Below are 13,795 nucleotides of genomic sequence, written 5' to 3'. Positions count from 1 at the left end.
CTACTCCCTCCTTAATTTGTTTTCTCCTATGGGCATGGAAAACCGCATGGCCCTTCTCCACATGTAACTCCTGTGTTATTGATTGTTATCGACTTGTGATAGCCACGGGAAAGAATATAATTATAACCATCAATTGTCCTTTTCCCTACCCTAAGATAAAATGTATGGGCGCAATTACATTTTGCTTCCCACCATGTGGGTGGTACTTTTGTATTTATAATACCACTCCATAGGTATGGGCCTTCAGCATCTACATGGGCACTATATGAGTCAGCATATATAGACTCAGATTTGTTATCTCCCCACCATGCATTCAGTCTATAGTTTAGGAGATGGTGGTTAGGGTCATAGGCGGTAATCTTAAAATAATATTTGTTATTGCCTTTAGTGACAATGTCACATGGTTTAATCTCATTATCCGGAGGTCCTTTCTGCCAGATGCTTAATATCTTTACATCTGGAGGTGTATTGTCAATTCTGAGTGTCAAACTATTCAAGGCTGCTGGTAATGATTTGGTAAGATCCTTCCAGGTTGTCCCAGACTTTTGATAAATTTTCACCATGAAAGTGTATAGACCGTTTTCACCGCTGGGCCATCGCATAAAAAGGAATGGTGGATACCAGAATTCAGGATGATAATTCCCATCGGCTTCTAATGGAATTGGATACACTGGTGTCCCATCTGTTGTCACATCATTTGGTGCAACAGGGACCAGGTCGTATTTAAGCGTTGTGGTATTCCATTTGTACATATTCCAGCTAAGGTTAAGAGGCTCAAATGTCCCGCCATCTTTAGAAACTAGGACTGCGTAATGTGTAGCTCCTAATACCCTGAATTTAGTTAGGTTGCCAAAGATATTGAGTGTTCCACCAAAAGGTGAGTGCTTTACCTGAAAGAAATATCCTGGATCTGTAGTTGCATATCCATCTACAATACTAGTGGCTGGAACATGCCCAACACCCATAAAGACTGGTCCAGTCAATTCTACCAGGTCAACTTTGGTAATCTCGCTGTCTGAAGTAACATATACTGGCGTGCCAAGACTACTCACAACTATCCCTGAAGGCCGCCATGGTAGCCCAGTTATGGCATTATTTTTGGCGTTAATTGTTAGGTCAACTCTTGAAACCTTATTAGCTGGGTCACGTTCAACCACATACAAGGAATTTTGGCTCTTATCTGTCCAGGCCAAGAAAAATGGCGCAGTTAAACCTGGTAGTACTATTTCACTTATCTTAACTCCTGTAGTTAAATCGATTTTGGATATTCGTGCTGGTGCATCCTGCTCAGTAACATATGCATATTTTCTATCGTTTGTTATGGCAAGACCTACTGGGTGGCCTAATCCTATGAAAATAGGGGTTTTTGCCCCTGTGGTAAGGTTGATGCGTCTTAATCTCCCATCATTGTACCCAACTGTATAGGCTTGGTTGTTTGGTATGTCAAGAACGAGTTGTTGTGGTCCCCCAAGATTGAAGGTGACCAAGCTTTTTGAGCCTGTAGAGATATTAACTTTCCACAAGGCGCCTGTAGTGCCAGGGTCATCACGGGTAGTCACATAAGCAAAGCCATGGGCTAAGTCTAACTGCACATCCTCAGGATGGGAAAAGCCTGTTGCAATGGGCACAATTGTGTCGGAGCATGGAGGAGTCGTAGAAGTTCCGCATTGCGGCGGGAGGTTAATACGTTTTAGGGCCCCATTTCCAGGAGGATTATATTCTACAAAATAAAGCTGATTATTTGACTCATCCAATACAGCCCCTACCGCTGCCTGTAAACCAGAAACAATGGTAGTTTTTGTTACGGCATAGGTTAGATTTGGTATTGTGACTGATAAGATCGCTCCTATTATAAGTAAAAACAAGATTTGGGTAATAAGATCCTGCTTTGGAAATTTCCCTTTCATTACTTCACCTCCTAAATTTATTTTATTCCTCAAAACCTTTACTTCAACTCAAAATCTACGTTTGTAATTGTCCTTCCGCTGCACTCTATAACTCTCCTTGAAGGATGGGGGCCAATGGCAATATCAGCGAGGGTATCAACTACAAGCAAGTAGTGACCATTAGGAAGTCTTGTGAAGCTGTAGCACCCAGTTTGGTTAAAATCCCTAGCAAAAGTTATACCAAATCATTTTTTACTTATTATTTTGGGATATAACTTAATTGTACAAATAATTTAGTGAAGGAGTTTCCCTACAACAAACAAGGAAATTTAATTAAGTTATTTAATTACACGGTTTTTAGCATGTAGGCTATTTCCTTCATGACATTCACCTCATTTTTATTTATTTTTTACTTCAAACTGTCTTTAAAGCACCTGTCCAGGTTTCAAACGGGGGGAAATCTGATTTTCTTTCTTCCTTTCTATAAAAAATGACATAGGTAAGGTTTTTCCAGCCGATAAATCCCATTCCTTCTTTACATTTGTGATATCTGGTGCGCCAGGTGCCTGTGTTTAGATAGACATGTTCTTGATAGGGACTCTCTATCACCCGCAAAGCTACTTGAACAGGTATATGAGTGTGTCCATAAACTACGTATCTTATGCGATTATCTAAATGGGTATATTCCTTCAGAGATGCTTCTAAAAGCTCATCTCTTTCAAAATATTTTTTTGCTCTTTGCAACAAGGGCATAATTTTTTCAAGAGAAAAAACCTTAAATTTTTCAAGTAAATATAAAAAAGACTGAATCTGATCTGCCTCATCCCAGAATTCATACCATTTATCGTGATGCTTATACCACTTTTTCACAAACTCTAATTGATTGAATTCCTTTATGATTTCATCTACCACATCTTCAATAACCTCTTTTAAGGATAAATTCTTTTTTACCTGATAAAGCAACCACTCTAAGGTAGCTGAAAATGGCCGGACATTTTCTATTTCTTGGAAGTTTCTTTTTAATGCATCTTGTTCTACTTCTGGTAGTTTCTTAATTTCATCCCTTTGCATAAGTTTATAGGGAAGTTTTGCCACAAGCTCAGTAGTAATGGGGTCTCCAATAGGCACTCGCATATAGTCTTCATATTTATAGGAAATGCCACCTTCATAATTAAATTTGTCATATTCATGACCATGCCTGGCAAAAACACCATAATCTATGTCTTGAAAGGAATGGTTAAATGGATTAGAGTGAGTAGCTATCTTCAACCAATTGCAAACTTTATCCCTTAAACTTTCATATTTATCACACAGTCTATCATGATTGCCTGGTACATAAATTCTTTGAGGCTCAACAGGCAATTTAAATTCATCTTTTAAATTGCTACTTAATAAATCAAATGTAGCTTGATTCTTTTTTATAATCGCATCAAAGATAGTATTGGCATGTGCCTCAATCTTTTTCTCGTTATTTCCCCATGGTCTTTCATTTATGGGATATTCAAACCACCTCTCTGTCCTTAATAAATCAAAAATATCACCCAAAAAGACAATTTTAATCTCTTCTATCTTTCTACCTTTTCTCTTTAACCAGTCACATTTTGCAGCAATACTTTCCAAAAAGAGTCTAAAACCACTTGCAGGCACATTATGTTCGCCCGCTGTTCCATCCACAAAATGTAAATCACTGATAAAAATAAGCATTTTTTATCTCCTCTTAATAAGCCGATGGTAAGTTTTTCTGTCTCCTAAATTTTTAATTTTCTTCTATATCAAATAAAATCTCTGTCCTTCTTTTCTGCCAGTCACTATCCATAAGCATCCAGTAACCAAAGTTTTTGTATTTATAAACCTTTGGGTCTACTCTGGGGTCATATTTCTTTAAAATATTTGTGGCATAATTAAGTTGACCTAAATAAAGACCTTCTGCAATCTGCACTAGTTCATCAATACAATAATTATCTGGTGGGAATGTATGCAATGCAGGCCATCTGTAATTGATTTGATAAACCATTCTGCCTTTATTGTCAGGATTGACTGATTTTCCAGGTTTCCCAATAAAAAAGAAGCCTTTAACATTAAAATCATATTTTTTCACTTCTTCTGGGTAGGCAGGAATCAATTTAATACCCAAAGCCCTCATTAATTCTACTGTTACTCTCTTTTTGATAGAACGAGTGCTATAAGTATTGGCACCCCAGGCAGCAATAGTTGCATTTGTTTCAAAACCATCTGTAACAGCCCTTAATGTTTCAGCATTTATTTTCTCAAAAGTCTTACCTGTCCAAGGAGAAAAAATTCTGGCCAAAGGCCATTTTAAATTAAGGGTATTAATATCAAATGTTCTTAACATGGCTTCATTTCTAAAGGCAATCACTGCCCCGTGATAATAGCCACTCATAGTTTTAGGAGTAATGCCACAATCAAAGATTTTTTGTAATTTTTTAAAATAAGGCGAATTTATATTCATGTCTTTAGCAAGTTCATCAGAGTAAAATTTCATTAAATCCAATATAGTTGCCTTGCCTTTCATATCATTATAGATTTCTGTAAGCACTGAATCATTTTTACATTCATCTTTAAAAGTAAATTGGGTAAATTTTTTGGGCATTTCTGCTTCAACAGGCGTTTCTTTTAAGGCTGAACAATTGCCTACTATAAAAAACAAAATGAATAACATAAATAGATGTTTCATTTTATCCCCCTAAAAATAGTCTTTTTCTTTCCTCATTCCATTTTTCATCCATCAACAAAAAATAGCCAAAATTTTCATATTTATATTCAGATGGTTCTAACTGAGGGTCATAATCTTCTAACAGATGTTTGGTGGCAAAAAGCAACTGACCCAAATAAAGACCATCTGCAATTTCAACTATCTCATCAATCAAATATTTAAGTGGTATGGGATTGCCCAATCTTCTCCAACGATAGTTTAACTGAAAAACTTCTTTTTCTGAGCTATTTAACATTACTGATTTGGCCCTTCTAGCAATAAATAATCCTCCCTTTTTATCATATCCATATTTTGTCTTTTCTTCCTGTGGAGCTTCTTTTAAATTCATCCAGAAAGTTAATACTACTATGCTGGCCACATTTAAAAGAGAGCCTTCATATTTTCTAAAGCAATTTATTCCCAAGTAAGTGGGGACTTCTCCCTTTTCAAATCCTTCTGTATAAAATTCTAGATTTTTATTATTTATAGGATTAAATATCTTCCCATCCCATGGAGAGACATCAGCTAAAGTAGCCCCCCAAATTTGATTTAAAAAATCACCATAAGGATGTTCTCCTTTTTTAAGAAATAAAGTAATACCATAAAAGTGTCCTTTAGCTTCTTTAGCCTCTCCACAGGTAAAAAGTCTTTCTAATTTTTTTAAATAAATTGGGTCTTTTTCCAATTGTTCAGCATAAAATTTCATAAGATGAAGGACTGAATTTTTATCTTTTAGCTCGCTTTTTATTTCTGAGATTAAAGGGTCATGCTTGCATGCTGGTTCAAGTTTTAAGGTAATGAATTTATTAGATAAAGGCTTAATTTTTGTAGCCTCCTGTTTGGGTATACAAGCATAAATACACATAAGTGCTAGCAATAATAAAAAATAAATCTTTTGTATATTCATATTGCCCCTTTAAAATTTAATTAATTCTGCCCAAGAGAATATCTCTTTATATTTTTTTTCTTCTTCAGGCTTCATCATATGTCTAGAAAGCATAGATGATACCTTTTTGCCAATATTTTCTGCCTTAGAAAAACCTGTTGGATTATATGGCAAAAGGGCACATTGTTTTATATTTAAGTCTTTGTATAGTTTAGAGATAGCCTTCAAATTTTCGGTGGTGGCGGTAATATCTGGAATAAGTGGAGTTCTTGGAATTACATCTTCTGGTCTTTCTTTAACCAATTCAGCCAGGTTTTCTAAAATAATGTCATTTTTTTGCCCTGTGTATTTTAAATGTTGTTTTGGATCAAACAGTTTTACATCAAACATAATTAAATCAAGCCAAGGTAATAATTTTTCTTTAAATTCAAACCAGTCAAAAAAACCATTTGTTTGAATAGCAGTATGGATTCCCTCTTTTTTTAATGACCTAAGGAGTAAAGACACATAATCCATATGTAAAGTAGGTTCGCCCCCTGAAAAGGTGACTCCTCCGTTTGAGACTTCATAAAATACTTTGTCACGTATTAAAATAGAGACCAATTCTTCAATAGGGTAAAAATGGCCTATTTGTCTTAAACCTAAACCAGGACATGCCTTTACACAGTCTCCACACTTATCACACTTTTCCCTATCAATCCTTAAAGGGTTTTCTAAACTACAGGCATTTTTCTTACAGACCTTTACACATTCCCCCGATTTTATGCAACTTTTGGGATAAAAGCCAATTTCAGGTGAAGGGTCTATTGACTCAGGATTTTGACACCAGATACAATTTAGATTGCAGCCCTTTAAAAAAACAGTACTACGGATACCAGGGCCGTCTTCTAAGGCATGTCTTTTTATGTCAAAAATAAGCGGTCTCCTTTTTTCCATTAAGGCAGATTACCTGTCAGCTCCAATTGAAGGTGATTGGCCATAAAGGCAAATTTGTAAATATAATTTAAATTGCCATTAACATTGATTTCGTTATTAAGTAATCCTCTTAAAACGTCTCTATTTTGAGAAAGCAAAAAATTCATCAATGAGCGCCCATCTTTAAAGATTACAGTTACATCCACATCTTCACTTAATGTTTCTTTAATATCCATCTTTCCATTATCAAGTTCTACCAAAACCGTAATTCTACCATCTCTGCTTCTAAATTGATAACGTCCTTTGAAATTCTCAATATTTTTTCTATAAGAAGGATCAAACATAAATTTTAACTTCATAAAAAGCAGAAGCACTTCTAAGAATGTCTCTGCTGCCTCATCCTCAAGGGTGTTTAGGAATTTTTCCCCTGCCTTTTCTAAGGCCAATTTGTTGATGATGTTTTCTAAATCAAACATCTTTTTCTCCTACTTTAAATTTTAAAATCAGGGAGACCATAGGTCTCCCTGACAATTACACCTTTTCAATAGTAAAGCTATATGAACACCGATTAGTATTTTTTCTTATTTCTTTAATATCAATTTCTTTTGCTCCTAGTATCTTGCTATTACGAACTGCCGCTACCTTTATAGGTTTTTTCTCTTTATAAAGCGCTTTTCTAAGTTCTGGATATCTTTTGATCTCACTCAGGTCCAATACTAACTTAACTGTGTATTTCATTATTACACCTCATAAATTTATTTAACTGCGTCTACTCCCATTATTTCTGTGGCAATTAACTATATTTAATTCTTAAAAGTGTAAGGTACGAATGCTCGGTTGCTTTTCTAGCAGTAACAGAACAAAATGTGCCTATAGCTGCAGCTATTAATGGATTTAATTTAATGCTAAAGGCGCCATTAATAACACCTTCAACTACAGGAAGTAATGATGCTTCAGCCATATCTCCGAAAGAGTCAAACCAGTCTATTAATTTCTTTTTGGAGTTATCCTGATATTCTTGGATAAACTTGGGATAACGTTCCCTCAGTTTATATAATCTATCTCCGGTGGTTTCCACTATGATTCTTATCATGTCCCGGATATAACGTTCAGCCTTAATTTGATTGCCAATGGTTTTTATGTCTGAAAAACTGCTAATATGGGGGAGTTTAGGCCGCACAATTAAATCTTCAGATACTGTCTTATAACCATCAGAAAAGAAATACTGATTAAAACTATCTTCATAGTCCTCTATTCTTATGTCTTTTAAGTTATTAACTACGGTGATAAATGAAACGGCTAAGCCTATTTCCATATGGATAATGCCACGCAATACATCAGGCAAATTTTTTAGTTGCTCAATTTCCACTAAGTCTTTAAAATTGTTAATGAATTCATCATAATCTTTGCTCTTAAGGAGGTCATTTAAGTCAGACTTTAATTCTTCAATAATATCTTTAAAAAAACTCCTTGTTTTAGCTAAGGCACTTATTTCATTTATCAAGAGATTGAAGTCAGCCTTGATTGAAACTGGAAAGTCTTTTTCAGATTCTATTTCTTTTTGAATGTCTCCTTTTAATAATTCCTCACTTTTTTCCTTTGCAATTTTAAAAAACAGGTCTTGGAAATCGGCAATTTCCTTTATACCTTTCATTTTTTATTCTCCTTTAAAATCTTTGTTCTTCTCCAGTATCTAAATTATATTCAGCACGGGTAATAATCTCTTCCTGCATCTGAGGGTTTAAATCTTTAAAATAAGCAGAATATCCAGAGACTCTGACAAATAAATCAGGATATCTTTCAGGGTGTTTTTTTGCATCTTCTAAGGTCTTTCGGTCAATGATATTAAACTGCACCTGTAATCCTCCCATTTTAAAGAAGGCAAAAATTGTATCTGCAAATTTAGGTACAGTGGTAGTAGAAGGGGTGTATTTTAAATTTAAGGCATGACCATCGGCAATCTTTTTGTGATCCAAATGCGCCACAAAGTTTAAACAGGGAGTGAGTTGAGGAGCAGCCCCTGAGACTGGTGTAATCCCGCTTGGAAAAGACTCTCCTTTTTTTCTACCACTGGGCAATGCTCCACTTAACATCCCAAAGCCAGCATGATTGGTCATGGTCCAATAGCCTACTGTATATTTACCACCCCTATAATTTTCTTTGCTTTGAAATGTCTCATGTAAAAGGCTTATTAACCAATCTGCATTCTTTTTGGCCATCTCACTGTCTGTGCCAAATTTTTCCGTTGATGTCTTTATCATTGTTTGAAGGTTTTCATACCCTTCCCAGTTTTTGTTTATGGCATCAATTAATTCAGGAAAAGAAATAATTCTTTTTTCAAATACAAACTCTTCTATGGCAGTCATCGAATCTACAATTTCAGCTATTCCAATTATGGCTGCCCCAGAGGAGTTATAAAGGGCACCTCCATAAATAACATCTTTACCTTTTTCCATACATCCTTCTATCACTACAGAAAGCATAGGAAATGGATGAATCTTTTGATAAGCACGCCCAAAATTGTTATTTAAAGTAACTGCCTGTTCAATAAGCCAGGAAATCTGTGTAGCTAACGCCTCTTTAAATTCTTCAAAAGAAGTCATATCTTTTGGTGCCTTTGTTTTGGGGCCGATTTGTTCATCTTCTGTAAGTCTATGCTTTCCTTGAAAAAGTGCTAATTCTAAGGCAGAAGGAAGATTCATCAATAAACAACCTGTATGGCCAAATGTGCGTCCACAACTTGTAGGCTCTACACACCCCACTGAGGCATAATCTCTGGCATGTTCAAGAGAGACCCCTTGTCCTAACAAGGCCTCAATGGCAGATACATCATTATGGAAACAGGGAGTGGCTCCTGTATTTATATTTACTTCGCAAAGTCTATGAAGATATTCTTTTTTATTTATTTCAGGATGACAACGGGCATTGACATTGGGATCACGCACCTTTAAAAGCTCTGTTGCCCTTAACATTATATAGGTAAGGTCGTTTACTGCATCATTTCCTTCCATATCTATCCCACCTAAAGTAACGGCCTGATTAGAACCACTGCCGCCAAATAATTCTTCACTGGTCTCTGGTGCTAAAGGCACATGGTCACAGATTTTAAGCCAGAGACACCCTACTAATTCTACTGCCTCACTGAGGCTCATACCTTGTCCAATACTTTTACAATAATAAGGATAAAGCACTTGATCCAACCTTCCAGGGCTCATAGCGACATTTGCATTTTCCTGATGAAGTGCCACTCTATATATCCAAAGACTATTTATAGCCTCTCTGAAGGTATCAGCCTTTTTTGCTGGCACTTTTTTACAAATTTCACTCATCTTTAATAGCTCTTCCTTCCATTCAGGATCTGTCTCCTTTTCTGCCATTTTTTTAGCAAATTTGCTTAGATTTTCTGCATAAGAAAGGATACCACTTAATGATAACTGAACTGCTTTATAAAAATCCTTTTTTTCTTTATCTTCTGAAGAAAGCTCCTTTTCCTTGGCTTCATTTATAATGTCCAAAATACCCCTTTCAAGCACAACCTTATAATTTGGCACTGTATGAGAGATACAATAGGCCTTGGTAGCTAAAAAGAAGACGATCCTTTCCATCAATCTTTGACAAAATGGATTGTTATTATCTTTTCTTGCTACCTCCTGAATAGTGCGATTCATCCAAAAGGGAAAGATTTCAAAATTAAGCTCATCTATTTCTTTTCTGGTAATTCCAAATGGATTTTTCTTTCTACGGCTAATGGTCTCTAATTCTGGCCAGATAGTTTGAGCCAATAAATCAGGGTAAAGGACTACACCAATTTGTTTTGTTGTAGTGGTACCTATAAGGAGATTTTCATCAAGAATAAGTGGGCTTTTATTTTCCAAAATATATTTATACATCTTTCCTGCCCGAAGCTCTGGTGAATCTTCTTTATTATCTAAATACTTCATATAATGAGTCATAAGTCTTGGCAGTTCTAAACAAATTTCAGGTCTGGTATTAAAATGGAGTTCCCTTAATCTTTTTAAACGAGGCAGGCTATCTAAAGTAATTTCCCTAAGACTTAAATCACTAATGGTTACAGCCATTTTTCTCTCCTTTTAACCACAAATTATGCCATATTCTGGGAGCAATTCATGTAATATATGAAATCTATGAAAGGCGGCTGCATCATGAAAAAATTTCCAATTACTTCTTTCAAAACCTTTATTTCTTATATAGTGTTCCTTTTCATCTTTTTTTACAGTAACTGCAGACTTAAACCACTCTCTATCATCATAAAAAAGATTGATGTCTCTATCTTTTGGTTCAAATCCAATTAACCCTTTTGAAATTGCCTCTTGCCAATTCTTAACCCTATCTTCTAACTCTCCTTCATGATTAAACAATTCAGCTATTTTATCTGCAATTTCTTGCCAAGGTATTGTTTTAGAGCTCAAAAATTGAGGGAATCGTTTTAAAAATCTAGATAGCACTAAATAACAGTTTTGGGCTGCATCCAAGGCTCGTTCATTATTAGAAATTTCTAAATGATAACCTTTGTAGTCTTTATATTTCCATTCTCGATATGGTTCATCAGGGATGGTTCCTGCTTGGGCGTGACCAAGCTTTGGGGCATGGTATTCAAGAAATTCTTCTTTAAGTTTGTTTAATAGAGATTTTAAAAATCCTTTCTCTGTCCCCTTTACTTTCATACTTTTAATATCATTCATATCATGCATGATGCCCATGAAATTTTGATGTGACCATGTATCTGCATAGACATGTAGAAGAATGCCTAAACGATGAAGGCTATAAGGCTTTAAATCAGCACTTAAAAAATCTTCTATCATCCTTTGAGCAATGACACTATTTGCTCTAACAAGTATGCGCTCATAAAAATCTTTGCCTAAATTTCCAGGAAGAAAATGAAAAGGTATCCATATCCTATAGCAGGTAGGCTTTGTCAAGACATCCAAATCAAGAAACTTATGAGCAGTAAGCACCTGCTGAAACCTTCCACCATTTTCAAAATCAAGGGCATGTTCATACTTGGCATCATCTGTATGTTGGGATGAATAGGCAATAATATGGGCATCATCTGGCTTAAATCCAACTCCTCTTGCCAAGGCATAAATAGTATAAAAGTGAAAGTCTATCTGCATGGCCACCTCCTTTCCATTTCTCTATTTAAGGGTTATCCCAATCTATCTTAGCGGGAGATGATTAAGAAAGACCGACTTAAAAGTTTTTTCTGTGAGAGATATTATATCAATGTCAAGAATTTTTATAGATAGAAAATACCTATCTTTCCTAAAATACCAATAAATATTTGGGGTAAAAACATCAAAATCCACCACTTTCTTAATATATCATAGGGTATTTATTTTGTCAAATTTTTCCCCAAAAGGGGTAGTGTGATAACATGAAAAAGTTGTGCACCTGTGGTAGTAAGGCCTGCCCGACGGCCGTGTCTGCCGACAGGCAGGCGGGGACAGGCAGGGAGGGCCGCTTTAGTTAGCCACTTTTTTGTTGAAAGTTTACTTAGTATAGTTTAAAAAGTCTACTACATAAAAGGGAATAAAATATATATTTTTTCCTTCTTCTGAATTTTTGCGTTTACCACATAGGCCTTTGTCTGTGGATAATAACGCAAAAATGAACACAGACCAGAAGGAGCAGTAGTTACCTCACCACTCTTTACCTCCCAGGCAGACAATCTTTCTTGCTCTAAAACAAAGTCTATCTCACTTCCATGTTTTGTCCGCCAGAATTTAATATTGGCTTTATTCTCTACTATAAAGAGTAAATCTTTAAAAACTGCGTTTTCTAATAGGTTACCTTTATCCACACGTTTGGCTAAAGGCTTAAAATCTGAAATAAGGCGATTTCTTAAGCCAGTGTCATACCAAAATATTTTGGGCATTTTGGTCAATTCTTTTTGCTTATTACTAAAAAGGGGGTAACAAGATGACAAACATAAGTATCTTCTAAGATTTTTAAAAATTTTTCTACGGTTTTTTGGGTTATACTTAAGGTTTTACTTAATTCCTGCACATTGAGAAGATTTCCCATCTGTAGAGCCAAAAATTTAACTAGCTGATTATAGGCAGTGATATTTTCTATATTAAAAATCGCACTTATGTCTTTATGCACATAGGCATTGTAAATATCATTTAAGTATTGCCTTTTCATATCTAGGTCGTTTAAAAGGACTACTGCTGGATAGCCTCCATAAAGCACATACTCCTCATAATAGTCTACCACTTCCCGATAAAATCCCTTTTTCTTTTAAGGGAGAGATGACCAATTTTAGAGGCGGAGTAAACTCAAATCCATCTTTTATGTTTCTTATTTTTCCCAGTAGCCTTGAAAAAGTAAAAAGTTTAAACTTTCTTTTTTCATAAATATAACCTTCTTTGTGAAAATGTCTTCTAAGTGCAAGGTCAAGAAGGGAATAAATGAATCCTTTCTATGCGCATTTGCAAAACTACCTTGTAAAGTGAAGCAAGTCATCTAACCTATTATCATTATTTTCAATAAAAGATGTTTCACAAGATGTTTTGTTTTATATATGTAATGGCGTTATGAAACAGGGCTAAACCCATTCCCTCTTCTGACAGTTGTTCTCTTGTCCAATGGGGATGATTTGTAAAGTGTAAAAACGCTTCGGGGTGTGGCATGAGGCCAAATAATCTACCACTAGGGTCGCAAATGCCAGCAATAGCACTGATAGAACCATTGGGATTAAAAGGATATTCCATAGTAGGCTGTTCTGTCTCTGGATGAGTATATTTTAAGACGGCTAAATGATTGTTTTCAATGGCAGTTAATACATTTTCATCTTGGACAACAAATTTCCCTTCTCCATGCCTTACCGGAAGATAAAGTTTATCTAATCCTTGGGTAAAGACACAGGGAGTATTGGGGTCTAATTTTAAGAAAACCCAGCGGTCTTCAAAACGACCTGAATCATTATAAGTCAAACTAGCTAATTGAAGGGCATATTGGAACCTTAAACCAGGTAAAATGCCTAACTTGACCATCAATTGAAATCCATTACATACTCCTAGAATGAGTTTTCCTTCTTTAATAAACCGCATAATCTGGTCAAAAAGGGGTTCTCCTGTAGTTTTAATCTTCCCAAACCTCCATCTATTAGCGGCTGCCTTAGCTGCTCCTAAGTCATCACCATCTAAAAAACCACCTGGGAAATTAAGGAAGTGGTAATTATCTAAAGATTTCTCTCCATAAATCAGTTCACTTATATGAACAATTTCAACTTCCCCCCCTGCTAATTTACAAGCATAGGCCATTTCTACTTCACAATTAGTGCCATAACCGCTAATAACAATACATCGCACCTTTTTCATTTCTATTTTACCTACCCTAAGTTTTTAGAAAAAGCAAAGGATAAATCATTAG

General features: G+C 35.5%; 11 protein-coding genes and 1 pseudogene. All 12 read right to left on the bottom strand.

The annotated features are described in order from the left end of the window. Nucleotides 1-26 precede the first annotated feature (26 nt). The 12 genes and pseudogenes from HS1_RS09075 to HS1_RS09015 all read right to left on the bottom strand — a co-directional run bounded on the left by HS1_RS09075 (nt 27) and on the right by HS1_RS09015 (nt 13,743). Entirely contained in the window at nt 27-1,907 is a 1,881-nt protein-coding gene (locus HS1_RS09075) for a YncE family protein (RefSeq protein WP_066064238.1), read from the bottom strand. Nucleotides 1,908-2,300: 393 nt separating this feature from the next. Next, nucleotides 2,301-3,590 (bottom strand): metallophosphoesterase family protein, encoded by a 1,290-nt coding sequence (locus tag HS1_RS09070; RefSeq protein WP_066064235.1) that lies wholly within the window; start codon nt 3,588-3,590, stop codon nt 2,301-2,303. A gap of 52 nt (nt 3,591-3,642) precedes the next feature. Next, a complete protein-coding gene (locus HS1_RS09065) occupies nt 3,643-4,581 on the bottom strand; it encodes a hypothetical protein (protein WP_066064232.1) in 939 nt (312 codons plus the stop codon). 1 nt (nt 4,582) lies between these two features. Further along, complete coding sequence (locus HS1_RS09060; RefSeq protein WP_066064229.1) at nt 4,583-5,506, bottom strand: hypothetical protein; 924 nt, start codon at nt 5,504-5,506, stop codon at nt 4,583-4,585. A gap of 9 nt (nt 5,507-5,515) precedes the next feature. Further along, nucleotides 5,516-6,421, bottom strand: a complete 906-nt coding sequence (locus tag HS1_RS09055) for a glycyl-radical enzyme activating protein (protein ID WP_066064226.1) — start codon at nt 6,419-6,421, stop codon at nt 5,516-5,518. Further along, complete coding sequence (locus HS1_RS09050; protein ID WP_066064223.1) at nt 6,421-6,876, bottom strand: hypothetical protein; 456 nt, start codon at nt 6,874-6,876, stop codon at nt 6,421-6,423. Before HS1_RS09050 ends, HS1_RS09055 begins: the two co-directional genes overlap by 1 nt. 55 nt (nt 6,877-6,931) lie before the next feature. Then, nucleotides 6,932-7,138, bottom strand: a complete 207-nt coding sequence (locus HS1_RS09045) for a hypothetical protein (protein ID WP_066064220.1) — start codon at nt 7,136-7,138, stop codon at nt 6,932-6,934. A gap of 55 nt (nt 7,139-7,193) precedes the next feature. After that, nucleotides 7,194-8,054 carry a hypothetical protein gene (locus HS1_RS09040; RefSeq protein WP_066064217.1) on the bottom strand — a complete coding sequence of 287 codons (861 nt, stop codon included), beginning with the start codon at nt 8,052-8,054 and terminating at the stop codon, nt 7,194-7,196. 13 nt (nt 8,055-8,067) lie between these two features. Beyond that, on the bottom strand, nt 8,068-10,479 hold the full coding sequence (locus tag HS1_RS09035; RefSeq protein ID WP_066064214.1) for a pyruvate formate lyase family protein: 2,412 nt from the start codon (nt 10,477-10,479) through the stop codon (nt 8,068-8,070). Between the two features lie 12 nt (nt 10,480-10,491). Then, nucleotides 10,492-11,535 (bottom strand): DUF6765 family protein, encoded by a 1,044-nt coding sequence (locus tag HS1_RS09030; protein WP_066064211.1) that lies wholly within the window; start codon nt 11,533-11,535, stop codon nt 10,492-10,494. A gap of 401 nt (nt 11,536-11,936) precedes the next feature. Continuing rightward, a pseudogene (locus HS1_RS09025) lies at nt 11,937-12,565 on the bottom strand (ATP-binding protein). 356 nt (nt 12,566-12,921) lie between these two features. Then, a complete protein-coding gene (locus HS1_RS09015; RefSeq protein ID WP_066064201.1) occupies nt 12,922-13,743 on the bottom strand; it encodes a phosphoribosylformylglycinamidine synthase subunit PurQ in 822 nt (273 codons plus the stop codon). Nucleotides 13,744-13,795 lie beyond the last annotated feature (52 nt).

It is taken from the genome of Candidatus Desulfofervidus auxilii, assembly GCF_001577525.1.
Lineage (GTDB): Bacteria > Desulfobacterota > Desulfofervidia > Desulfofervidales > Desulfofervidaceae > Desulfofervidus > Desulfofervidus auxilii.
This window is presented reverse-complemented; position numbering and strand designations above follow the sequence as displayed.

What these genes read in the sequence shown, in the direction of transcription:
- HS1_RS09035 (WP_066064214.1), bottom strand. Translation starts at nt 10,479, where the DNA reads ATGGCTGTAACCATTAGTGATTTAAGTCTTAGGGAAATTACTTTAGAT.
- HS1_RS09040 (WP_066064217.1), bottom strand. Translation starts at nt 8,054, where the DNA reads ATGAAAGGTATAAAGGAAATTGCCGATTTCCAAGACCTGTTTTTTAAA.
- HS1_RS09030 (WP_066064211.1), bottom strand. Translation starts at nt 11,535, where the DNA reads ATGCAGATAGACTTTCACTTTTATACTATTTATGCCTTGGCAAGAGGA.
- HS1_RS09070 (WP_066064235.1), bottom strand. Translation starts at nt 3,590, where the DNA reads ATGCTTATTTTTATCAGTGATTTACATTTTGTGGATGGAACAGCGGGC.
- HS1_RS09065 (WP_066064232.1), bottom strand. Translation starts at nt 4,581, where the DNA reads ATGAAACATCTATTTATGTTATTCATTTTGTTTTTTATAGTAGGCAAT.
- HS1_RS09015 (WP_066064201.1), bottom strand. Translation starts at nt 13,743, where the DNA reads ATGAAAAAGGTGCGATGTATTGTTATTAGCGGTTATGGCACTAATTGT.
- HS1_RS09075 (WP_066064238.1), bottom strand. Translation starts at nt 1,907, where the DNA reads ATGAAAGGGAAATTTCCAAAGCAGGATCTTATTACCCAAATCTTGTTT.
- HS1_RS09045 (WP_066064220.1), bottom strand. Translation starts at nt 7,138, where the DNA reads ATGAAATACACAGTTAAGTTAGTATTGGACCTGAGTGAGATCAAAAGA.
- HS1_RS09060 (WP_066064229.1), bottom strand. Translation starts at nt 5,506, where the DNA reads ATGAATATACAAAAGATTTATTTTTTATTATTGCTAGCACTTATGTGT.
- HS1_RS09055 (WP_066064226.1), bottom strand. Translation starts at nt 6,421, where the DNA reads ATGGAAAAAAGGAGACCGCTTATTTTTGACATAAAAAGACATGCCTTA.
- HS1_RS09050 (WP_066064223.1), bottom strand. Translation starts at nt 6,876, where the DNA reads ATGTTTGATTTAGAAAACATCATCAACAAATTGGCCTTAGAAAAGGCA.